Origin of the sequence: Micropruina sp. (assembly GCF_047602385.1) — a bacterium.
Taxonomy (GTDB): Bacteria; Actinomycetota; Actinomycetes; order Propionibacteriales; family Propionibacteriaceae; genus Micropruina.
Window position 1 is genome coordinate 428,471 of sequence record NZ_JASGHL010000004.1, and the last position, 22,330, is coordinate 450,800.

General features: G+C 69.2%; 22 protein-coding genes. 9 read left to right on the forward strand and 13 right to left on the reverse strand.

The features are described from left to right. Nucleotides 1-457: 457 nt before the first annotated feature. From QM711_RS15060 to QM711_RS15070, 3 genes are all read right to left on the reverse strand, one after another. Nucleotides 458-1,060, reverse strand: a complete 603-nt coding sequence (locus tag QM711_RS15060; protein WP_415100742.1) for a hypothetical protein — start codon at nucleotides 1,058-1,060, stop codon at nucleotides 458-460. Further along, complete coding sequence (locus QM711_RS15065) at nucleotides 1,038-1,916, reverse strand: hypothetical protein (protein WP_415100744.1); 879 nt, start codon at nucleotides 1,914-1,916, stop codon at nucleotides 1,038-1,040. The genes QM711_RS15060 and QM711_RS15065 overlap by 23 nt, the downstream gene beginning before the upstream one ends. A 527-nt stretch (nucleotides 1,917-2,443) precedes the next feature. After that, the gene (locus QM711_RS15070; RefSeq protein WP_415100746.1) at nucleotides 2,444-4,033 is read right to left on the reverse strand and encodes a TROVE domain-containing protein; all 1,590 of its coding nucleotides are present in this window, start codon (nucleotides 4,031-4,033) and stop codon (nucleotides 2,444-2,446) included. A gap of 696 nt (nucleotides 4,034-4,729) precedes the next feature. On the opposite strand from QM711_RS15070, the gene QM711_RS15075 reads away from it, so the two are divergent. Next, complete coding sequence (locus QM711_RS15075) at nucleotides 4,730-6,133, forward strand: plasmid pRiA4b ORF-3 family protein (protein WP_415100748.1); 1,404 nt, start codon at nucleotides 4,730-4,732, stop codon at nucleotides 6,131-6,133. A 91-nt stretch (nucleotides 6,134-6,224) separates the two neighbouring features. Here QM711_RS15075 and QM711_RS15080 read toward each other — a convergent pair whose 3' ends face one another. Further along, a complete protein-coding gene (locus tag QM711_RS15080; protein WP_415100750.1) occupies nucleotides 6,225-7,385 on the reverse strand; it encodes an NAD(P)/FAD-dependent oxidoreductase in 1,161 nt (386 codons plus the stop codon). Between the two features lie 150 nt (nucleotides 7,386-7,535). Next, entirely contained in the window at nucleotides 7,536-8,099 is a 564-nt protein-coding gene (locus QM711_RS15085; protein WP_415100752.1) for an OsmC family protein, read from the reverse strand. Between the two features lie 246 nt (nucleotides 8,100-8,345). Here QM711_RS15085 and QM711_RS15090 point away from each other — a divergent pair, with 246 nt between their 5' ends. Then, the gene (locus QM711_RS15090; protein ID WP_415100754.1) at nucleotides 8,346-9,518 is read left to right on the forward strand and encodes a Fic family protein; all 1,173 of its coding nucleotides are present in this window, start codon (nucleotides 8,346-8,348) and stop codon (nucleotides 9,516-9,518) included. Nucleotides 9,519-9,656: 138 nt separating this feature from the next. On the opposite strand, the gene QM711_RS15095 is transcribed toward QM711_RS15090, so the two are convergent. From QM711_RS15095 to QM711_RS15120, 6 genes are all read right to left on the reverse strand, one after another. Next, nucleotides 9,657-10,724 (reverse strand): alpha/beta fold hydrolase, encoded by a 1,068-nt coding sequence (locus QM711_RS15095; RefSeq protein WP_415100756.1) that lies wholly within the window; start codon nucleotides 10,722-10,724, stop codon nucleotides 9,657-9,659. Nucleotides 10,725-10,848: 124 nt separating this feature from the next. Then, a complete protein-coding gene (locus QM711_RS15100) occupies nucleotides 10,849-11,916 on the reverse strand; it encodes a hypothetical protein (RefSeq protein ID WP_415100758.1) in 1,068 nt (355 codons plus the stop codon). After that, complete coding sequence (locus tag QM711_RS15105) at nucleotides 11,913-12,755, reverse strand: ATP-binding cassette domain-containing protein (protein ID WP_415100760.1); 843 nt, start codon at nucleotides 12,753-12,755, stop codon at nucleotides 11,913-11,915. The genes QM711_RS15100 and QM711_RS15105 overlap by 4 nt, the downstream gene beginning before the upstream one ends. Beyond that, nucleotides 12,752-13,792 carry a peptidoglycan-binding domain-containing protein gene (locus QM711_RS15110; RefSeq protein WP_415100762.1) on the reverse strand — a complete coding sequence of 347 codons (1,041 nt, stop codon included), beginning with the start codon at nucleotides 13,790-13,792 and terminating at the stop codon, nucleotides 12,752-12,754. The genes QM711_RS15105 and QM711_RS15110 overlap by 4 nt, the downstream gene beginning before the upstream one ends. After that, complete coding sequence (locus QM711_RS15115; RefSeq protein ID WP_415100764.1) at nucleotides 13,789-14,451, reverse strand: hypothetical protein; 663 nt, start codon at nucleotides 14,449-14,451, stop codon at nucleotides 13,789-13,791. Before QM711_RS15115 ends, QM711_RS15110 begins: the two co-directional genes overlap by 4 nt. Before the next feature lie 4 nt (nucleotides 14,452-14,455). After that, nucleotides 14,456-14,815 carry a hypothetical protein gene (locus tag QM711_RS15120; RefSeq protein ID WP_415100766.1) on the reverse strand — a complete coding sequence of 120 codons (360 nt, stop codon included), beginning with the start codon at nucleotides 14,813-14,815 and terminating at the stop codon, nucleotides 14,456-14,458. Between the two features lie 222 nt (nucleotides 14,816-15,037). Here QM711_RS15120 and QM711_RS15125 point away from each other — a divergent pair, with 222 nt between their 5' ends. From QM711_RS15125 to QM711_RS15150, 6 genes are all read left to right on the forward strand, one after another. Then, entirely contained in the window at nucleotides 15,038-15,700 is a 663-nt protein-coding gene (locus QM711_RS15125; protein ID WP_415100768.1) for a response regulator transcription factor, read from the forward strand. After that, nucleotides 15,700-16,836, forward strand: a complete 1,137-nt coding sequence (locus QM711_RS15130; protein ID WP_415100770.1) for a sensor histidine kinase — start codon at nucleotides 15,700-15,702, stop codon at nucleotides 16,834-16,836. Before QM711_RS15125 ends, QM711_RS15130 begins: the two co-directional genes overlap by 1 nt. A 182-nt stretch (nucleotides 16,837-17,018) precedes the next feature. Continuing rightward, the gene (locus QM711_RS15135; RefSeq protein WP_415100772.1) at nucleotides 17,019-17,348 is read left to right on the forward strand and encodes a hypothetical protein; all 330 of its coding nucleotides are present in this window, start codon (nucleotides 17,019-17,021) and stop codon (nucleotides 17,346-17,348) included. A 101-nt stretch (nucleotides 17,349-17,449) separates the two neighbouring features. Next, nucleotides 17,450-18,034, forward strand: a complete 585-nt coding sequence (locus tag QM711_RS15140) for a TetR family transcriptional regulator (RefSeq protein ID WP_415100774.1) — start codon at nucleotides 17,450-17,452, stop codon at nucleotides 18,032-18,034. Between the two features lie 59 nt (nucleotides 18,035-18,093). Next, nucleotides 18,094-18,354 carry a type II toxin-antitoxin system Phd/YefM family antitoxin gene (locus QM711_RS15145; RefSeq protein WP_415100776.1) on the forward strand — a complete coding sequence of 87 codons (261 nt, stop codon included), beginning with the start codon at nucleotides 18,094-18,096 and terminating at the stop codon, nucleotides 18,352-18,354. Continuing rightward, a complete protein-coding gene (locus QM711_RS15150; protein ID WP_415100778.1) occupies nucleotides 18,351-18,755 on the forward strand; it encodes a PIN domain-containing protein in 405 nt (134 codons plus the stop codon). Before QM711_RS15145 ends, QM711_RS15150 begins: the two co-directional genes overlap by 4 nt. Nucleotides 18,756-18,846: 91 nt before the next feature. On the opposite strand, the gene QM711_RS15155 is transcribed toward QM711_RS15150, so the two are convergent. Continuing rightward, on the reverse strand, nucleotides 18,847-20,355 hold the full coding sequence (locus QM711_RS15155) for a DEAD/DEAH box helicase (RefSeq protein ID WP_415100780.1): 1,509 nt from the start codon (nucleotides 20,353-20,355) through the stop codon (nucleotides 18,847-18,849). A 429-nt stretch (nucleotides 20,356-20,784) separates the two neighbouring features. Here QM711_RS15155 and QM711_RS15160 point away from each other — a divergent pair, with 429 nt between their 5' ends. After that, the gene (locus tag QM711_RS15160) at nucleotides 20,785-20,988 is read left to right on the forward strand and encodes a cold-shock protein (RefSeq protein ID WP_298130278.1); all 204 of its coding nucleotides are present in this window, start codon (nucleotides 20,785-20,787) and stop codon (nucleotides 20,986-20,988) included. A 71-nt stretch (nucleotides 20,989-21,059) separates the two neighbouring features. Here the strand turns inward: QM711_RS15160 and QM711_RS15165 are convergent, their stop codons facing one another. After that, nucleotides 21,060-22,163, reverse strand: a complete 1,104-nt coding sequence (locus QM711_RS15165; RefSeq protein WP_415100782.1) for a fatty acid desaturase family protein — start codon at nucleotides 22,161-22,163, stop codon at nucleotides 21,060-21,062. Nucleotides 22,164-22,330: the final 167 nt, after the last annotated feature.

Genomic DNA, 22,330 nt, shown 5'->3' on the forward strand with positions numbered 1-22,330 from the left:
CGGGGTGACTCGCACCCTATCGGCATACCGTCCTTGCCGGGATTGTCCCGGCCTGCGATCTCCGCGCTGCTACTTCTCGGCGCAGGGGTCCGGTGGCCCTGCAGACCCGTGCCCCCCATCCGCCGACGAAGTCAACGACTCACGCCGCACCCAAGGCTGCGGCGCGCTGCCGATGCTCGACAAATGTGCTTGCGACCACCGTCGTCATCCACCCGCCAAGCATGCTTCCGCCGTGACCAGTGGCCCGGCCCACCCACCCTTGCGGGCCGGGACAGGGAGTCCTCTCCTTGTCATGTGACGAGTCATCTGGCATGCCCGACCTTGTCACATGACAAGGGGCCTGGCATGATTGGTGATGTAGCCAGTCCACCGCGGTGAGACTTGGAAGTGAACCCGGGATTTCCTGCCGGACGACAGGGCCCGGGTTTCGCGCTGTCTAGGGAGCAGACTCACCGAGTCAGGTTCTGGGCGCGTGCTGGATCACCCTGACGCAGTGAGCGACGAGTTCGATTAGCGTCGCGTCGCCGCAGCGGTTCGCGCTGACAATGCCGCACAGCGCATCGGGTACCCACAGCAGAGGTTCGCCTCGCCCGACGCGATGGTCGATCCGAAGAGACGCATCGACGATCTGCTGCTGCCTGAGGTGGTCTAACATGACCCGGTCTCTCCGATCATCACTTGCACCCCTCGATTCGAAGACGACCTGATCGACCCCGAGTTCCGCCAGTCCGGGCAACAAGACCTCCAGGGTTAGTCTGCGGCGACGCTCAGGCAGACTCCGATTGGCGTGGGGCGATGTGACCACGACCATATGCTCGACACTCATGGCCGCGATCTCCTCCGCGATCTGACGCTGCCTACGCGCTCGTTCGTCGCGCCAATGGAGCTTGACTTGACCCGGCAGAAGCAGACTGGCCATGGAGGCGCGCACTATCTCCGTCTGGTCGGCTGTGGTGATTGCGGCCGCCATGATGTAGGTGTTTGGGTCCAGAGATGAGTTGGATCCGGACTCATCGACCCAGGCGGTCAGACCGTGACTACTCATTTCGGTCCTCTGCATCGACCGTAAATCCTGGAACCGGAATTGACTCACTGGTTGCGCCACTTGTCCCTGATAACTGCTGCACGCGCTGGCGAGTCTTCGTCTGGAGCGACTCCCTGGACTCCTTGCTGTAGGGCTCACTCAGCGCTCGCCACAGCACCGTCCGGATTCCATTGGGTGCTTTCCGGTCAGGGACGGTCTGCGGATGCGTGAGCAGAATCCCATGGTTGGCAAGCTCGTGGTAGCCGCGTTCCGCGGTTCGCTCGCTGATCCCGTACCAGGCGGGCATCTTCTCCAGCGTCACCTGAAAGGCCGGCCGCTGGTGCGTGTCGTGAAGGCAGATCAGGAACATGGCGACCCCCGGGAGGCGTAGCCGGTCGACAAGCCCGGAGCTCCAGAATTCGTCCGGCACGATGAAGAATCCTTTTCCTCCCTTCGAGCTGACAGAATTGGGGCGGCTATAGGCGGCGCCGCTCCCGTCCTCCTGCAGCGGCACAAATCCAGGTAGGCGGCTGGTGCCCTTGCGGACGATCAGATGTCGGCTCTCGAGTTGACGGACGGCACGGCTGAGCTGGTCAGACGTGCACGGTTTGGCCTCCGCGGAGAGCAGCGCTGCCCAGCGAGCTGGTGGCAGGGTGAGCCCGTCAAGCGGCTCCAGTGCGAGCATCAGGAGCATTAGGCGCAATGCGGTCTCCTGGCGGGCTTGGACCATCTCACCCAGAACAGACGGCCTCGATCCAGACTCGCGCGCCTGCTGCACAAAGATCTTGCGGACCATGGCGTACCCACGCCGAGCGTCGCCGAGCAGTGAGGCACGAAGTTCGGCAGGCGACTGTGGAGCTTCGTCCTCGATGCTGGCGAACGGATCATTCATGCCGTAAAGGTACGGTCTTCGGGTTGCCCTTAGCAAGCACTTCAGGTTGAGCTGATCAATGTGCCAGGTGCCGCTTTAGGGATTGAGTGACGATTGATACATGGGACCGATCTGAGGATCGTGCTGGGACCGCGTTGGAATCGGCGTGCCGGCCGACCCTCGCTGGACACCGAGGTCACCAACCTGCGCGAGCCGGACCCCGGTCCACATGGTGTGAGACGGAGCCTGCAGCGGAATCGATTCAAGGAGGGTGGACTCAGCGTCTCTTCACTACGAGCGCGATCAACTCCCGACTGCACCCGATCGCGGCCGCCAATGCCCCGTAGCTCCACCGCTGCGGATCTTCCTCCCGCAGCCGCCGGATCAACGCGTCCCGCTCAGCCCGCTTCCGGGCCGCCAACTCGTCCGCCTCAGCAGCCTTGCGATGCAACTCCCGCGCCCGCGCAGCACGGGCGTCCGAGACTCCCCCGCCGCGTGACGCGCGAGAGGCGGCACCCCTGGCAGGGGGACCGCCTCCTTTCAGCGCATCAGCCACGGGCGAACTCCGTGATCAGGTTCGGCACCGCCGCATCGAACCCGGCGATGTCGAGCATGCCCGCATCATCCGGATCAGCGATGCTGAAACCAGTCGCCGTCATACCGACCACCACGAGCTTGGCCGCAATCCCAGTCTTCTCCCGGTACGCCCGCAGCGCCTGGTACGGGTGCACCTTGCCGGACCAGGTCTCGTTGTCGGTGTAGACCACGAACACGTCGACCTCAAGACCCTGCTCCGCCGCATACAACATCGGCAACGCACAATCCGTCGGACCGAACGGCATCGCGTCGATCACCCGCAGGGCGTCGTCCAGCCGCTGCCGCGGCGAAATCGCCAACGGCTTCAACTTCGAGTAGCCCCCGATGCCGAACGAACCCGAGAAACCGACCGCGCTCGACTCCGGCTCGGTCGCCAGCTGCACCAACGCCAGCGCCGCGGACGCCTCACGAGCCGTGATCGGCATGCCAGAGATCGGCACACCCATCGAGCCGGACACGTCCACCGCCAGCAACATCCGCTTACCGGACGGCTCGACCGCACCGAACGCCGCGTAGAAGGCCGCGTCCAGGGCGTCCACGATCCGCCGGGTCGGCTTCCACGCCCCCGAACCGCGGGCCGAACGGCCCGAGGCGTAGGTGCGCTGGGCGACCAGCACATTCATCGGATGCACCCGGGCCCGCTTGAGCCGCTCGGCTTCCGCCAACTGCGCGGCCACCTCACGGGTCCGGCCACCCAGCAACGGCAGCATGCCCAGACCGGTCAGTCGCGGCAGCTGACGCATCAGCGCCGTCTGCGGCATGCCGGCGTCCAGCAGTGCGTCCCACACCGTGCGCTCGGTGAGCGCGCGGTCGGGCAGCATCTCCCAGCTGAGGCCGTACTCGCGGACCAGCCGTGCCCAGGTCGCCGCATCGGATGCCTGCTGCGCCGCCGCGAAACCCATGACCAGAGCCGGAACCTCGGCACCGACGGCGCCACGGACCACCCACTCGAAGGTGTCCCGCAACGCCGGCACGGACGTCGCCGGGTGCGCCAGCCGCAGCAGGTCCCGATGCGACCAGCCCTCACGCTGGCGGTACTTGACCACCTGGTGGGCGAGCCGATCGGCGTCCTTGGACGTGTACCAGCCGGCCACCGCACGCCGCAGGCCACGGCCCCAGCCGCGGAACTGTTCGACGTAACCGGCGAACAGGAACAGGTGCGTACCGGTCCGGGCCACCTGCGGCAGCGCGGCCAGCGCCGCCGGAGCCGCCTTGGGCACGGACGCCGCGTAGGCCAGCGCGAACAGCGCCGGGTTCTGCTTCGGCGCCGCATCGCGGGTCGAGACGTCCACGATGGTGGCGACCAGGCCCTCGGGGTCGGACGCCGCCATCCGGGTCAGCACCGCGGCGTTCTCGATCGCCAGGGCACGGTCGGAGGCGTAGTAGGTGCCGCCGTCCACACCGAGGGTGAGGAACCGGCGCAGCCGCGCGGCGTCGTCCAACTCGAAGACGTAGCCGCCTGCCGAGTTCGCGACCTGCTTGGGGTCGGCGGCCTCGCTCTGCAGGGTCCGGCGCAGGTTCAGCATGCGCAGAATGTCCATTTTCAGTTCCTCCTTTCGGTGTGCGGGCGGGGACGGGCGTGGCGTGCGGACCGGACGGGACCCGGCATTCGCCGGGCTGGTCCACTCCTGGACCATCCCTGAGAAGGTAGAGGTAACCGATCCACTCCGGCCCGTCCCCGCGTCGCGGTTTCGGGGACAGCGGCCGTTCGACGAATTGGTCTCGACAAGCTCGACCAGCGAAGACCGGCGACCGGGTTTCGACGAGCTCAACCCGCGAAGGACCTGGTCTCGACAAGCTCGATCGACGGAGATCCTCTTACCGCTGTCATGACGAGGCCGGGCGGGCGTGGTGTGACCACCGGAAGCTGCTCTGCCGATTGAGCTACGCCACGAATGACGGCGGGACTCGAACCCGCAACCCGCCCATTAGAAGTGGTAACCGATGATCTTCGGCCCGCCCGACCTCGCGAATTCTGTTGTGGGTGCCAGGTGGTCATGGTGGTGGCCGCCGGAGATTGTTGCTCTACCACCTGAGCTACTGGCTTTCACCAGCGAGGACTCGAACCTCGGACACACAATTCCAGAGTTAACCGACGACCTTCGGCCCACCCGGCACGAGGACTAGTGTGTAGTGGTCTACACAGGCGTGTCAAGCTGGGTTGGACTACCGATTGACGTGGGCCGCCGAGCAGACGGCTGGCGGGCTGTCGATAGGCTCGCCGGAGGAGGTCTCGCATGCCAGCCGATGACAACGTGATCCAGTTCCCTGGAGCAAGCCGATCGCTCACCGGGCCGGGATTCTCGCCCGGACTCCTCGGATTCGATCCCTTCGCACTGCGCCAGCCGAAGCTGCTCCCGAAGCGCACCAAGCGAGTTCGGTTCACCGTCCGCATCGATCTGGATCGCGCCAAGCCGCCGATCTGGCGGCGTCTGCGGTTGGCCAGCGACCTGACGTTGAGTCAGCTGCACGACATCATCCAGGTCGCCATGGGCTGGACCGACAGCCACCTCCACCACTTCATCATGGGCCCGGGATCGCTCCAACGCGGCACCGCACCCTTCTTGACCCCGTTCGATCTGGAGGAGGGTGAGCAGGGCACGCTCGAGGCCGACGTCCGCCTCGACCAGGTGCTCGGCAAGCCGAAGGATCGGCTCTACTACGAGTACGACTTCGGCGACGGCTGGGATCACACCATCCGGCTCGAGAAGGTCGAACCGTGGACGGACGGCGACCGAGTCGCCACCTGCATCGCTGGCGCCCGCGCCTGCCCGCCCGAGGACGTCGGCGGAGTCCCCGGCTATGAGGAAGCGCTGGCCATGCTCGCGGGAGACACCGAGGGCATGGACACCGAATGGGTCGCGCACAAGCTGGACTGGCTGCCCGACGGCTACGACCCCGAGCTGTTCAGCGTCGACGAGGTCAACGAACTGTTGGACACTCCCGATCTGCCCGCACTGGACGCGTGGCGCGAGGAGATCGGCGAGTTGTTCCGCCGCGTTATGGGACCAGCCAATGCCGATCTGACCAGGCTCGTCGCACGCGCGATGGAAGGCCCGCCGCCGTCCGAGGCCGAGGTCGCCGCACTGACCCACCGCTACCAGCACCTGCTGCGGACGGTTGGATCCGGCATCACCCTCACCGGCGCCGGATACTTGCCGCCCGCGATCGTGACCACGCTCTATCGCGACCTCGAGATGGACGACGAGTGGATCGGCAAGGGCAATCGCGAGGACCAGACGATCCCCGTGCTACACCTGCGGTCATCGGCGACCACGCTCGGCCTGCTCCGGAAGGCTCGCGGGAAACTCACCATCACCGCCGCCGGCGCCAAGCTCGTCGACGACCCGGACGCCCTGCTGCGACACATCGCGTCCCGGATTCCGCTCGGGAAGCCGCACGAGAAGGACGCCGGCCTCGTCGCGCTGCTCATCACCGCCGCCGGAGATGACCTCTACCGATCGCGCAGCCTGGCCGCACGGATCATGGACGGGATCGGCTGGCGAGTCCAGGGGGATCAGCTCGATCTGGCCGCATATCACTGGGCGGACCCGACCATGGATGTGCTCAAGGGATTAGCCGGCTGGCTCAACAAGGCCCTCCCCGATCTTGCTGCCCGCGCCCTACTGCGGCGTCCATAGCGGCCATGCAGGAAGGCGCAAAGCGGCACCGCCCCCGGATCGTGTGGTCGTAGCGGGTCATACAGCGCAAGAGATGATGGGTCGTCGATCGCTAGCCGGGGTGCGCCGCAGCCGGGACCTGATTGATCAGCACCTCCCCGAACTTCTCGATCACTCGCAGTTCGTCGCTCATCGCCAGGTTCAGTTCGCGGAGCAGCAACCTGATTCGCTCGTCGTCCCATTGCAAGGCCGCGATCTCGGCGCTGCCGGTGAGGATCGGCAGGGTGAGCCGGTCGCGGGTCGCCTGGTAGTGGCCGAACGCCTCAGCCTCGGACGCCTCCCCCGCCAGCACCCGGACGGCTGCGCCGGCCAGCAGTTCGGCGTCCCGCAGCGCGTCGGTCAAGCCGTGTGCGCTGATCGGGTCCTTCCATGAGCCGGCGTCGCCGACAAGCGCCCAGCCCGGTCCCCACGGCTGGCGCAGATATCCCGGCTGGCCGACGAAGGTTCGGACCGGTGAGGTCGGCTCGGCGGCGCGCAGCCGCTCGGCGAGGTCCGGGGACGCGTCCGCCACCGCCGCTTCGAGTCCGGCCCGGTGCCGCGCGAGGCGTCCGGGTCGCTGGGCGACGAACACACACGTCGCGTCGTTGGTGGGAATCAGTCCCGCCATGCCGGACGTCCGGTACGCCCACTCGTAGCCTCGGCAGGGCAGGTCGCGGTAGTACCCGTACGCGCAGGCTGTGGTGTGGGCGGCGTGGTGGGTGATCGGCGCGGACACTAGGCGCGCCAGCGTCGAGCGGCGTCCGTCGGCACCGATCACCATCGCGGCCGTGATCGTCTCGACCCGGCCGTGACGATCGCGGACCTCCACCCCGGTCACCCGGCCGCCGCCGGTGCGGACGCCGACCAGCGCCGCGCCGTAGCGGACGACGGCCCCCGCGTCCTGGGCCGCCGCGACCAAGATCGGGTCGAGTACCGTCCGGCGCGGCGCGTACAGGGCATCGACACCCCCGCCGGGTTTGATCGGCAGCCAGACCGACTCGGTGGCGTAGTGGAAGGTGGTTTCGCGGATCGCCGGCGTGCCCGCACGAATCACGTCCCCGAGCAGGCCCCAGCGGTGCAACTGCACCACCGCGCCGCGCATCAGGGCGTGCGTCGACAGGGTGTCGGCGCCCGGACGCTCGCGGTCGACCACCAGCACCGACAGGCCGGCCCGGGCCAGCAGCAACGCGGTCGCCGCACCAGCGGCCCGGGCGCCCACGATCACCACGTCCACGTCTGGTCCGCCGGGACGGCCCTGATCAATGCGGCGACTCGCTGGTCGAGCGTGTCGGAACCCGAGGTCAGAGCGGTCTCGACAGGCTCGACCAGCGGCGATCAGCGGTTCCCCAGACATGATCGCGTCCCCTTTCTCGCGTCGGGCGGCTCAGCCGGCGTCCACGTCGATGGCGACCGGGACGCCGTTGCTGAGCACGTCGAGGACGGCCGAGCGTGCCACCGACTGGTCGAAGGCCCGGCGCAGCGCGTCGGGGTCGTCGCCGCGCAGCCGGAACGACACCCGGATGCCCTGGTAGCCGTTGCGGACCGCCGGGTCGAGCCCGAGCAGCCCCATCAGGTCGATGTCGCCCTCGACCGTCGAGGTCACCTCGGTGAGCCGGACGCCGCGGGCGGCGGCGATGTTGGCGAGGCCGGCCGTCAGGCAGGCGGCCAGTGCGTGCAACAGGAACTCCACCGGGGTCGACCCGCGGTCCTTGCCGGTCAGCACCGCGGGATGGTCGGCGTCGTAACTGCGCGGTTCGACGTGGGTCAGCTCCTGCATCGCCCCATAGAAGGTATAGATGGTGGTGCGGCTGTTGGTGCCGCTGAGCCACTGGTTGTCGGCCCGGAACCGGAATGCGGCGATCTGCGGGTTGGCCTTCACCGCGTCGATGGTGGCGAACAGCGTCTCGACGTCGACGCCGTTGTGGGCGGGTTGCTCGGTGAGTGTCATGGTGGTCTCCTCCTGTGCGGAACGTGTCCTCACTGTCGCGCGGCCCCCGCGCGGCACACATCCGGGGTGGGTACCGAACCTGGCTCTCCGTGGACACCACGGAGCATCGTCACGGCCGCGATCCTTCCGCCGGCGGTCCCGGAGCTCGGACTCGGGAGACCGATGTCCTTATGTCTCAATCATTGCGACATCACCTGGCAACACCTAGCCTGGATGTCCTAATGATTCGGACATAAGGACATCGTGATGGCAGCCCTCTTCCGGCAGGCCGACCTGGGACTCGACGACCTCGCGGTCATCGCTGAGATAGGCCAGATCCGCGAACGCCTGGCCTCGGTGTTGCGCGTCCCCAAACGATGGGACGGGGGGTTGCGCCGGACGGCCCAGGCGCGAGCCATCCAGGGCTCCAACAGCATCGAGGGCTACACCGTCAGCGATCAGGACGCCGCCGCCGCAGTCGAGGACCAACCACCGTTGACCGCGGATGAACGAACCTGGGCCGAAATCATCGGCTACCGCCGCGTGCTCACCTATGTGCTCAGCGTCGCCGCAGACCCGGGCTTCACCATTGACGAAAGCATGCTGCGGTCGATGCACTTCATGCTCCTCGAGCACGAACTCGCCAAGTCCCCCGGCCGCTACCGCCCCACCTCCATCTACGTGCGGGACGATCGAACCGAACGCGACGTCTATGAAGGCCCCGACCCCGAGGAGGTGCCTGGGCTGGTCCGCCTGCTGATCGGCGATCTCAAGCACGGGGACGGGGAAGCCATGGTGCGGGCCGCGATGGCGCACCTCAACCTGGTGATGATCCACCCGTTCCGAGACGGGAACGGCCGGATGGCACGAGGGTTGCAGACCATGGTGTTGGCGCAGGATCAGGTACTTGAGCCGACGTTCAGCAGCATCGAGGAATGGCTCGGCCACAACACCGACGACTACTACGCCGTGCTCGCCGCGACAGGCGGTGGCGGTTGGCATCCCGAGCGCGACACGCGCCTATGGATCCAGTTCAATCTCAGGGCACACCACATGCAAGCCCAAACCCTCCAGCGGCGATTCGCCGAAGCCGAGCGACTCTGGGGGCAGGTTGACGCACTGGTAGCGAAGCACAGCCTTCCGGAACGTGCTGCCGAGGCCCTTTTCGACGTGCTGCTCGGCCTGCGGGTTACCCGGCCGTCCTATCTGAAGCGGACCGCGGTCGAGGAGCGGACTGCCACTCGCGACCTTGCCCAGCTCGCTCAACTGGGTCTGCTGCAGCCGCACGGCCAGACGCGCGCCCGGTTCTACACCGCGGGTGCGCCGCTCGCGGAGACGATGCAATCGATTCGTGCGCAGCGTGAGCCGCTGGTCGACCCCTACCCGACCCTGGTCACCGAGATCCGTGCGGCCGCCGCGAAAGCTCCCCCGCGATCCTGACGGATTCGCGTATCGACGCCTCGACAAGTGGGCCGCGACCCCCGTCCCGCGTACCACCGCCTCGACGCTGACGATCCCCACCCGTCACCGGGCCGGATGTCCTAATGATTGGGACATAACGACATCGACCGCCCGCTCTCACCGCAGGAAGTTCTCCACCTCGGCCAGGAACTGGGCGAAGGCGATGTCGCGCTGCAAGAGCACATGGTTGCGGCTGTTCAACGCGACGAACCGGGCGTGCGGGATCAGGCCCGCCAGGAACCGTCCCTCTTCGAACGGGACGCCGCGGTCACCGGTGGCGTGCAACACCAGGGTGGGCACGGTGACGGTGCGGGCCAGGTCGCTGACGTCCAGGCCGTGGAAGGCACCCTCGAGCAGCGGCGCGTTCTCGGGACTGGTGGTAGCCCGCAGCTGGTCGTTGAACCAGGCGATCTCGTCGGGTCCGGCGTCGGGCACGAAAGCGCGTCCGAAGTTCTCCCGGAACTCCGCGCTCTCCATCTGCCAACCCACCCGGGCCATGCCGACCTTGACGTCGGACTCCGCGAGTTGCACCGGGTCGTCCCGGCAGCGCATGCCGCGGGCGTAGGTGCCGTACAGCACCAGGTGGCTGACCCGGTCCGGGTAGCGGGCTGCGAAGCCGAGCGCCACCGGACCGCCCTGGGACACTCCGAGCAACGCCACCGGGCCCTCGCCGAGGGTGTCCACCACTCGCCGCAGGTCGTCGATCCACAGGTCGAGATCGGTCAGGTCACACCCGGCGAGGTTCCGGTCCGACAGTCCGCAGCCACGCGGGTCGTAGCGCACATACCGGTAGCGGGCGCCGAGTTCGCGCACCCAGTGCCCCCAGATCGGGCTGGCCTCGGTGTCCTTGTCCACCTGGGTCAGCCAGGTCGCCGTCTTCACCAGGGTGGACGCCCGCCTCCCGCTCTCCGCGACGGCCAGCCGGACACCGCCGCTGGCCTCGACGAACCGGAGCACCGACCCTGTCGTCGGCGTTGCGCCGCGGGCGGGGTGAGGACCGGAGTCGTCCCGGGCGAGCGCCCGCCGGTCGGCGGCGCCGAGTTTACGCAGCAGCGATGAGACGTGGGTCTCCACGGTGCGCACCGAGAGCACCAGTTCCGCGGCGATCTCGGCGTTCGTCCACCGTCGCCGGACGAGGTCGAGCACCGCCCGCTCGCGCGGCGTGATCGTGGACGCGTCCGCCATGCGCCGAGTCTGCCACCACGGTGTCCATCCGGGGTCGGGAGGTGAACCTGTCGACGACTACAGGGTTCCCCACACGGCCGGGGTCTCGACAAGCTCGACCCACGACAAGCTCGACCGGCGAGGGTCAGCGTTCCTTGAAGTAGCGGAACAGGTGTCGTTCGCGGACCAAGCCGACCCCGAGCAGCATGCCGGCCGTTGCGGCGAGCGGGATGGCGGCGATCACCGGGTCCGGGAGTCCGGCGACCAGCAGGGCTTCGCTCGGTGCGATGGCAAGCGCGACCCCGACGATCGCGGCCTTGGCCAGCAGCACCGCACACGCCGACCAGGCCAGGGCTTCCACCCCGGCGGTGGCCAGCTGGTCCAGCTTGCGCTGCCTGGCGTGCAGGGCGCTGGCGTACTCCAGCCGCCGCGATCGGGCGGCGACCAGGCCGAGCAGGAACACCGCCGCCACCCCGCACCAGCCGATCCAGCGGGTACTGCGGGCGTCGAACTCGGTACTCGGGCTGAACCTGCTGCCGAAGTTGTTGTTCAGCTGGCCCAGCACGATCGTCTTGGTGTCGTCCGGACGTGTGAAGGTCGTCGTCCGCAACAACTCGTCCACCTCGGGGTTCATCGGCCAGACCCGCGCCCAGCATTCGTCGAAGCCGCGCTGTGCCGTCGTCGGCACCACCAGGGCGTAGGCCAGCCGGGTGTCGCGTCCGTCATCGGGGCTGGGAAAGACCCCGCCGACCCGCATCGGGCCTTCCCTGGTCGCCAGCGTCGAGCCGGGACCTACGCCGAGGCGTCCGGCCAACTCGGTGGACAGCCAGACCCCAGCAGCCGAGGGATCGGCGACGCCGAGGATCCGGCCGAGCTCGGGGGTTGCCTCCCATGCCGGGATCGGGTAGGAGTCCACCCCGGACAGGGTGATCGGGTCGCGTGCCCGCAACGCGCCGGCGGTGGTGTTCGGCGTCCGGTTCAGGTTCCGGCAGGCCTGCGGGTCGACCTGTTGGCCGTCGACGGTCAGCACCCGGACGTCCGCTGCCGCCGCATGCACCCGCGCGGCCCGGGCCTGCAGGTCGGCGACGAAGAACACGTCAACGACGGTGACCCCGGCGACGACCAGCGCGGCACACAACGCCAGCCAGCCGGCTCGCGCGGTGCCCGAGACCAGGTTCCGCCAGGCTTCCGAGACGATGCCGCCGAGTCTCATGCCGCGACCCTCGCCGCCAGGTCGAGCACCCGGGTGCAGGACGCCCGGGTCTGCGGGTCGTGGGTGGCGATCACCACGATGCTGCCACCGGCGGCCAGGTTGGCCAGCGTCCGGTTCACCGTCGCCGCGGTGGCCAGGTCGAGTTGCGCGGTCGGCTCGTCGACCAGCAGCAGGTCCGAACCGGTGGCGACGGCCCGGGCCAGCATCAGCCGCTGCGCCTCGCCACCGGAGATGTCGCCGAATCGCCTGGCCGCGAGCTGGTCGATGCGGAACAGCGCCATGATCGCCAGTGCCTCGTCCTCGGCCTCGGCGCGTGACGATCCGCGGGCCAGCAACGGGAACACCACGTGGTCGAGCGCGGTCCGGGCGGGCAGTCCCTGCGGATTCTGGAACACCCAGCCGATGTGCTCGATCCCGTGCAGGGTGAGCCGGCCCTGCTCGGGCGTCACCCAGCCGGCCAGGATCGACAGCAGGGTCGACTTGCCGCAACCGGACGGCCCGCACACCCCGATCACCTCGCCGGGCAGGAAACGGAAGTCGAGCGGCGGGAACAGCTGTTGGGTGCCCGGGAACCGGTGGGTGACGCCAGCCGCCTCCACCCAGCGATCGGACGCCTCGGCCGCGGACGGCGTGCTCGCGGACGCCTCGGCCGCGGACGGCGTGCTCGCGGACGCCTCGGCCTTCGCCGACCCGACCTCCGTCGGCCGGCTCGCAGACGCCTCGGCCGCCGTCGGCGTGCTCGCCCACACGATCTCCGCCGGCTCGCCCGCGCCGGCCGGCTCGGCCCGGCCACCGGCCCGTCCTCCGGCGCCTTTCAGCCGGCTCTCCGGCGCGGTCATCCGGCCCGCCGGCAGCTGTCGGTGGTGATCGCGGCGCCTAGGTTGACCTCGGTGAGCGTCTCAGAGGTGGTGAACAGCACCGCGCCGAGCCCGGCCCCCACGATGGTCACCGGAATCGCCCGGTCGCCGGACTGGACGCAGCCGGCGTTGCCGGCCAAGCTGAACACCGCGCCCGGCGGCACCTTGGACGCGTTCACCGGCGTGGCCAGCTGAAGCGTCGCGGTCACCTCGGCCTTCTTCCCGTCCAGCACGTACGCCTGATAGTCGGGGGTCGCCGCGACGGCGTCCAGGAACTTCCGGTCGGCGACCCCGCCCTGGCCGGCCTTCGCCTCCACGCCGTACAGGCTCAGCGTGCGCGCACCGGGGACCAGTCCGTCCGGACGGGTGAAGCTCACCGACGTGAGCCGTCCGGCAACGGTGAACAGGGTGCTGCCGGCGTTCGACTGGTCGCCCTTGCGGGCATCGCATTTCGCGGGCGTCACCTGCGCGGCGGGCAGCCAGACCAGGCTGTTCAGCGGCAGCCGGCCGTCTGGTTTGGCGATTCCCGCCTTGCGCTGCATCGAGCGGACGGCGGCGCGAGTGCCGGCCCGGTAGCGTCCGTCGACGGTGACCCGGTGACCGAGCCGGCGCAGCTCCCGCTGCACGGCGCGCACGTCGCGTCCCTTCGAACCGGACGCCAGGTTGCGGTAGAGCGGCAGGCTGGTGGCCAGCCCGAGCACCGGACGGTCATCGATCCGGGCCACGATCCGTCCGGAGCGGATCGGTCGCTCGACCCGGCAGAGCGTCTCGGTGAGCCGTCCGGACCGCCCAGCCGCGATCGGCTGGTCGGCCGCGACCGCGAGCCGCACCGGCACCGTCCGCGGGTCGGCGAAGCTCTCGGCGGTGACCGGCGCCGAGGTGACCGGAACCGGCTTGGCGAGGTCGGCGGGTGCTGCCTGGGGACGCACCGCGGCTCCGGCGACGGCACCCGCCGCCAGGCTGACCGCGGCGATGAAGACGCCGACGCCGCCCAGCCTTCGTGCCCTGCGGACGTTCACTTCGGCACCCCCACCGCGATCCCGGCGTTGGAGAAGCACACCTGGGCCTTGGGGTCGTTGGCATTGAACGGCAGCGGCGGGTTCTGCTTGGTCAGCCAGTCCTCAAGGTTGCGGGCGGTGAACGTGGCGGGCGCGACCCCCTCTTTGACCAGGCAGCGGGCGGCGACCTCGAGCGGATCGGCCAGCAGCTCGTCGTTGCCCTGCTGGGTGCGGTAGAGGGACTCGATGATGATCAGATTCCCGGACGCGCACTTCTTGTCGGTGTCCGCCCACTTCTCGATCCAGGCCTTCGGGTCGGCGCCGGCCGGCGGGTTCGGGGTGATCTGGTAGATCCCGGTCGGCAGTTTGGTCACCTGATCGTTGTAACCGGCCTGCTTCATGCAGGCCGTGCGCCGGCTGAAGGCTTCCTCATAATCGACGGCGGCGATCTTGCCGTTGGCGATCGCCCGTTCGAGTACCTGCTTCTCGAACGGGCTGAGCCGGGCCTTCTGCCGCTCAAGGGTCTGCTGGAACAGGGCGACCAGGCTGGGGGCGAGCCGTTGCCCGGTGCCGGTGGACGCCGACGGTTGCGCTGGGGCAGCCGAGCAGCCGGTGAGCACGGCCACAATCAGTGCGCTGACCAGGCCGGACAGGACGAAGCTGGGGGTGCGGTGGGACATTGGATCAGCCCTTCGTCGGATCGTTGTCATTGGGCGGCTGGTAGTCGGGGACGGCTTTGCGGCAGGCGGTCTCGGCTTCGGCAAGACGGGCATCCGGGGACGCGGACGGCGCGGACTCCCCCGGCGGGCGGGCATTGCCCACCTGCGGCTGCGAGCCCTTGGCGGCCCTGGTGAGCACCCGTCCGTTCTGCACGATCGCCTCGACGCCGTGCTCGGTCAGGCAGGCGGCGAAGCGGTCGGCGGGGCTGCTCGCCGCCGGCGAGGGCGCCGGCGCGCCTATGGTTCCGGAGTTGCTCGGAGCCGGCGCACAGGCGGTCAGCAGCAGCGCGGACAGGACCGGCAACAGGTGAGAGATTCGTGGCATGGGGGCCTCCTCGGATCGACTGACACCGTTTCTACGCAGCAGAGGGTGAGGGCGCGGTGATGATTCGCCTCACCTGTTTCTCACCGCGCCAACTGCATACTTAGAGCGCTGATCAATGCGGGGTATAGCGGTTGAGCGTGTCGAAACCCGTTGCCGGAGAGGTCTCGACAAGCTCGACCAACGATGATCAGCACACCCCGCGACTACCCCCGAGGAGTGGCCATGCGTGTCCTGGTGGTCGAGGACGACCCGAACCTGCGGCAGAGCCTGGTCGAGGCCCTGCGCCGCGAGGGCTACCTGATCAGCGAGGCCGGCGACGGCAACGCCGCGTTGGAGGTGCTCGGCGGCCAGGACGTCGAACTGGTGCTGCTCGATCGCGACCTGCCCGGGCTGGACGGCGACGCCGTCTGCCGGACCCTGATGGCGCTGCGACACCCGGCCCGGGTATTGATGCTGACCGCCGCCGGCACCCTGGCCGACCGCGTCGCCGGGCTCGACCTGGGCGCCGACGATTACCTGGCCAAACCCTTCGCGTTCACCGAGTTGCTGGCCCGGATGCGTGCCCTGACCCGTCGCCAGGAGACCCGTCCGGCACCGGTGGTGACCGTCGGCGATCTCACCATCGACACCGCCCGCCGGCTGGTCGAGCGCGGCGGGCGTCCGGTCCGGGTGACGTCGAAGGAGTTCGGCGTGCTGGCCTGCCTGGCCCAGGCCGACGGCGGCTTCGTCACCGTCGACGACCTGCTCGAGGAGGTCTGGGAGGACCCCTACGAACGCACTCGCGGGGTGGTGAAAGTGGTCGTCTACGGGCTGCGACGCAAGCTCGGCCAGCCCGACCTGATCGACTCCGTGGCCGGGCACGGCTACCGGTTGGCGGCCTCGTGATGAGCTTCAGGGGCAGGCTGACCTGGCTGATCGCCACCGCGTTCGTGGTCGGCGGGATCGTCCTGCTCGCCGCCCAGTACGCGATGATGGCCGGCTTCTTCAGCCAGCAGCTGCACACCTCCACCGTCTCGGTCGGGAACGCCACCCCACCGTCCGGTGCCGGGTCGGGCGACGCCCGTCCGGGGGTCGCGACCAGTGGCGAACTGACGACCGTCCGCGACGAGGTGCTGCGCAACACCATGCTCGGCTCGCTGGCGCTGGTCCTGGCGCTGGCGGTCGCTGCGGCCGCGCTGGCCTGGTGGCTGTCCGGACGCCTGGTCGCCCGGATCGGCGAGGTGACCCGGCTGGCGTCCGACATCTCCGCCAGCGACCTCACCCGCCGGCTCGCGCTGCCCGGGCCACGCGATGAGATGACCGCCCTCGGCGACACCTTCGACGCGATGCTCGAGCGGCTGCAGGACGGCTTCCAACGCCAGGAGCGGTTCGTCGCCAACGCGTCCCACGAACTCCGGACGCCGTTGGCCGCCACTCGCACCGCACTGGAGGCGCCGTTGCTGCAGGGCCGGTTCGACCCCGCGGTGGTACCCGATGTGCGGCGAGCGCTCGCCGCCAACCAGCACAGCGAACAACTGATCGCGGCCCTGCTGCAGCTGGCCCGGGCCGGCCAGGGGCTGGCCGACTCCGGCCCGGTCGAACTGGACGAGGTGGTGCGCGGCGTCCTGGCCGAGCAGGCCGAGGCGATCGCCGCCAAGAGCCTCCAGGTCGACGTCTCGCTGATGGCCGCCGAGGTGACCGGCGACCAAACCATGCTGATCCGGGCGGTGACCAACCTGATCGAGAACGCCGTCAAGTACACCGCCGTGGGCGAGACCATCCGCGTCGATCAGCGGCTCACCGAGACCGGCGTCGAGCTGGTCATCGAGAACCCGGGTCGCAGCTTCTCCGCGGCGGAGGCGTCCGGACTGATCGAGCCGTTCCGGCGCGGCGAACGCAGCTCGCCCGCTCCCGGGCACGGGCTCGGTCTGGCGATCGTGGACGCGGTGGCGCGGGCCCACGGCGGCCGGCTGCAACTGACCCCGAGGGACGGCGGCGGCCTTCGCGCGCGGGTACAGATGAGTCGCGAAAGCGCCGTTTGATACTAGGCAATTCTGCACGTACCAATATCCGCAGACCTGCTTGACCCCTTCCGGGGCCGACGTTACTTTCGAATCACTGACTGACTAGCCAGTCAGTGAAACGGATCGGCCATCCGCTTCCAGCCCATTGGCGACGTGCACATCGCTTCGGGGAATCCGGTACAACCACGAAGGAAACGACCATGACCATCACCACCCCCACCAAGGCCGATACGGGCGGCAAGCTCGGCAAGTCCGGCAAGCAGCTGGTCCGGGCCGGCGCCCTGGCGTCCGCCCTCGCCGGGATCGCGGTGGCCGCCGCGGCCCCCGCCCAGGCCACCGTGTACTACAGCCTGCACGCCTGGTACGACTACTCCTCGGCGAGCGCCCGCTCGACCGCCGGCGAGTACACCCAGTCGTGGGCCGTGCACGGCAGCCGCTACGCCGTCTCCGGTTGGTACAACGGCAACAGCTGGGCCTGGGCCGACTCGGGCTGGTCGGGCTACTACGGAGCCGGCATCCGCGTCCTGTAGAAGCCGCCACCCCCAAAAGACGGGCCCGTCCACCCAGGTGGGCGGGCCCGTCCCATGCCCGGACGCCCTCCCCTAAACTGACCCCGGCTAGGGGGTGATGAATGGCACGTGCGGAACAGCGGGAGCGAACCCGCAGTGCGCTGCTGATCGCGGCCGCGACCGAGTTCGACGAGCACGGGTTCGCCGCGACCACCCTGGGCGATGTCGCCGCTCGGCTCGGACTGGTCCGCGCGACCGTGCACTTCCATTTCGCCACCAAGGAGCAACTGGCCGAGGCCGTCGTCCGCCAGGAACTCGAGGCGTGGGAGCTGCTCCGCAGGACGTCGCTGGACGTCGAGGCCGAGCCGTTGTCCAGGCTGCGCTGGGTGTCGGGGCAGGTGGCGCGGCGCTACGCGTCCGACCCGGTGACCCGGGCGGCGATCCGGCTGCTCGATGAGCACCGCGTCCCGCGGCTCGACCCGGCCCCGGCCAGCGGCTGGACGACCTACGTCGCCGATCAGTTGCGGGCAGCACGGGTGGCCGGCGCCGTCCCCGCGCAGGTCGACCCCGAACTGGACGCCGGATTGCTGGTGGGCATGTTCCGCGGGCTACTGCCCAGCCTGACCGAGGCGTCTGAGTCCGCCCGGACCGAGGAGCTGGTGGACCTGTTCTGCCACTACGCGCTCGCCGGTCTCAACGCCCGATAGGACATACCCGCCGCGCCTGCCCAGCGGGCCGGTGTGCGCAGATTGCTACAGTTGCGCACATGACCACTGTCGCCAGTCGAGACCTCCGCAATCACACAGCCGCGGTGCTCCGACAGGTGGCCGAGGGGACCGACGTCACCGTCACGTTGAACGGTCGCCCGGTGGCGCGCATCACCCGTCCACTCGACCTGCGGCCCAGCACCCTCTCGCGGGCCGAGTTGGTACGACTACGGAGCGGTGCGCTACCCGATCCGGGGCTACGCGCTGACCTCGCCTGGATCTCCGACGACACCACCGACGACCTCGGTGACCCGTCGTGACGCCGACACCGGTCGGCTTGGCCGATACGAGCCTCTTCATCGCGTCGGAGAGCGGTCGGCCTCTGGCGCTTGATCGGATCCCCGAGGAACTACGGGTCTCGGTGGTCACGCTCGCCGAGTTGGAGGCGGGCGTTCTCGCCGCCCGGACGGTCGCCGATCGTGCGGCCCGGCTGCGGACGCTGGAGCAGGTCTCCCGACTCGATCCCGTAGTGATCGACGCCAGCGCTGCCGCGGCGTGGGCCCGGCTCCGGGTCGAGGTGCATCAGGCCGGCCGGCGGATCAACGTCAACGACCTGTGGATAGCCGCCGCGGCCATTGCCAACAACCTGCCGGTGGTCACCCAGGACGACGATTTCGCCGTGCTGGCCGACCTCGGCCTGGTCAGCGTGATCACGGTCTAGTTGCTGCCCAACCGGTAGGCGCACAGGCCATGCCGTCCGAGGTCTCGACAAGCTCAACCAGCGAACGGCTCAACCAGGGACTCGGGCCGACTCAGGCCGACAACCGCGATCCCGGACGCCGGCGGCGGCCGCCGCTGCCCTGCCGGGAGAGCTTGACCACCGCGTCCCCGCGGCTAACCGACGACCCGGCTGGGGCGACGCCACGCCTGCCGCCGGCCTCGGGGTGGGAACCGGCACCGGAGCCGCGACGCCCGCGACCGCCACCGGAGGCATTGCCCCCGCCTCGGCGTCCGCCGGAACCAGCACCACGGCTGGACCGGCCGCCCCCCGACGGCGCCGACTCGCCCTTGACCAACTGAGCGGCCTCGCTGGGGATCTCCCCCGCCGCCACCGGCGCGGCCACCTCACCGGCCACCGCCACGACCTGCCGGTCACCGGCGCGGACCGGCTTCGGCTGCGCGGTGATCTTGGCGGCTCGGGCGAGTGCCGAGAAGTCCCGGCGCTGCTCGGGCAGCACCAGGGTGACCACGTCGCCGTCGTTGCCGGCCCGTGCCGTCCGGCCGGAGCGGTGCAGGTAGGCCTTGTGCTCGGCCGGCGGATCGACATGGACGACCAGGTCGACCTCGTCGACATGGATGCCGCGGGCCGCGATGTCGGTGGCGACCATGACGCGGACGCGGCCGTCGGCGAACGCCTTGAGCCCCCGCTCGCGGGCGTTCTGAGACAGGTTGCCGTGCAGCTCGACCGCCGGGACGCCGTCGGCGGTCAGTTCGCGGGCGAGCCGGCGGGCCTGGTGCTTGGTCCGGGTGAACAGCAGCCGACGCGACGTGCCGGCCGCGAGCTCGCGGACGATCGCCCGCTTCTGGGACGCGTCCGGCACCAGGAAGACGTGGTGGGTCATCGCGGTCACCGGCGACTCGGCCCCGTCGACGCTGTGCACCAGCGGTCGGCTCAGGAACCGGTTGACCAGCTTGTCGATGCCGTTGTCGAGGGTCGCCGAGAACAACAGCCGCTGTCCGGCGGACGGCGTGCCGGCGAGAATGCGGGTGACCGCGGGCAGGAAGCCCAGGTCGGCCATGTGGTCGGCCTCGTCCAGCACGGTGACGGCGACGGCGTCGAGCCGGGCGTGGCCCTGACCGATCAGGTCCTCGAGTCGTCCGGGGGTGGCGACCACGATGTCGGCGCCGGCCTTCAATTGCTGCACCTGACGGCCCTGGCCGACACCGCCGAAGATGGTCATCACCCGTAGTCCGGCCGCCTTGGCCAGAGGTTCCAGGGTTTCCAGGATCTGGTTCGCCAACTCGCGGGTCGGGGCCAGCACCAGTCCGCGCGGGGCGCCCGGACGTGTCCGCGGGGCGATTCCGGACGCCGACGGCACCAGTCGGGCCAGTCGGGCCACCAGCGGCAGGGCGAAGGCCAGGGTCTTGCCGGAACCCGTCCGGCCGCGGCCCAGGACGTCCCGGCCGGCAAGGGTGTCCGGCAGGGTGGCCTGCTGGATCGGGAAGGGTTCGGTGATGCCGCGTCCGCTCAGCGGAGCGATGAGCGCGGTGGGAACGCCCAGGGACGCGAAGGTCACCGGGACGGATTCATGTCGTGACACGAAAGGACTGCTTTCGAAGAAGGATTCACCACGGTCCAAGGTCCGCTCGCGCTCGTCGGCGGTCAATGCGCCGGACGCGGTGCGGAAAGTGGTGCGATGCCGGGCTGCGATTGTCGCGCCCTGTCGTCCATCATCGCACACTCGCCGGACGCGACGAGAATCGAGCCTGGTCAAACGGTGGTAGCCTGGTTTCTCGCGCGAACCACCCCCAACCTCGCGCGGATCGGCAGCCCGATCACCGGCGTGCTTTCCGGGCACGCACGGAGTCGGTGAGCCAGACCAACCGGTCGTCCCGGCTCACCGGATAAGCCCTCGATCACCCGGTGCGGCAACCGCCGCGCCACCCATCCATGATTCCCATCCCGGCGCCGTCGGGGTGGTCACCAGGATCGCGTCCGCGATCCGCGCAACAAAGAAGGAAATACCGACATGGCCACTGGCACTGTCAAATGGTTCAACTCCGAGAAGGGGTTCGGCTTCATCGCCCCCGACGACGGCTCGGCCGACGTCTTCGCGCATTTCACCGCGATCGAGGGCCGGGGACGCCGGGATCTCTTCGAGGGCCAGCAGGTCGAGTTCGACACCGAGCGTGGCCAGAAGGGCATGCAGGCCGCCAACATCCGGGCGCTCTGACCTCTGAACCCAGACGTGAGATGGGGACGGGCCGATCGGCCCGTCCCCATTTCCATGCCTACTGGCTCCGGTCAGCCGCGTCCCATGCTGGCCGCCGCCGGGCAACTGAAGCTGTGCCGGGCTGCCCAGCCGACGTCGTTGATGTAGCGCACGACGATGGTCAGCGCCGCCGCCAGATCGTTCTCCACATACGGGACCCGGTAGCGCGCGCAATGCTGCCGGACCAGGACGCGAGCCTGGTGCAGATGCGGACGCGGCATCCCGGGGAACAGGTGGTGCTCGATCTGGTAATTCAGCCCGCCCATCAGAGCGGTCGCCCACCAGCCACCGGAGACGTTGCGCGAGGTCATCACCTGCTTGTCCAGGAAGTCGAGCTTCGCCCCGTGCGGCACGATCGGCATGCCGATGTGGTTAGGCGCGAAGCTGATGCCCATGTAGAGGCCGAACACACCGAGCTGGACGCCGAGGAAGGCGAATGCCAGGCCGACCGGCATCACCCAGAACACCAGCGCGAGGTAGAGCGCGAACCTGACACTGATCAGCGTCAGTTCGAGGGCGCGACCCTCGAGCCGGCCGGGCCGGAACAGCCGCCGGATCGAGGCCTGGTGCAGGTCGAGGCCGAGCAGCAGCATCAGCGGGTAGAACAACCACCCTTGTCGCCGGGTGATCCAGGCATTGAAGCCGGTCGCGTGCACGGCGTCGTCCTCGGTGAACGACACCCAGCCGGGAGCGATGTCCGGGTCGCGTCCGATCTGGTTCGGGTTGCCGTGGTGCCGGGTGTGCTTGGTCATCCACCAGGCGTAGCTGATCCCGACGAAGCCGGTCGCGAGCAGGCGTCCGAACCGGTCGTTGGCCGGGCCGGTGGCGAAGATCTGGCGATGGGACGCCTCATGGCCGAGGAACGCGAACTGGGTGAAGAGGATGCCCAGCGCGACAGCGATCAGCAGCTGGAACCACGAATCACCGAGCAGGACGAGTCCGGTGAGCGCGCCCGCCAGCGCGGCGACCAGGACGCCGAACAGGGTGAGATAGAAGCCGGTCGTCCGGGCGTTGAGGCCGGCGGTGCGTACCTGCTGGGCGAGTTCGGTGAAGCTATTGGTGCGACGCTCCCATTCGGCACGAGCCGCAACGGCGCGGTTCGAGCGGACGGGCGCAGGGGCATCAGTGGCCGACATGCAGTCTCTCTCTGTTGATCGTTCACGACAGGACCGTTCAATCAGAGGAAACCCGGGCGGCGCTCGAGAACAGTTGACTCAAACCCTACGGGATCGTAGGTAGCGATGGATACTTTTCCGGCAATCGGCGTCCGAGGAGTGGAATCGCGGCCCGCCCGACAGCATGG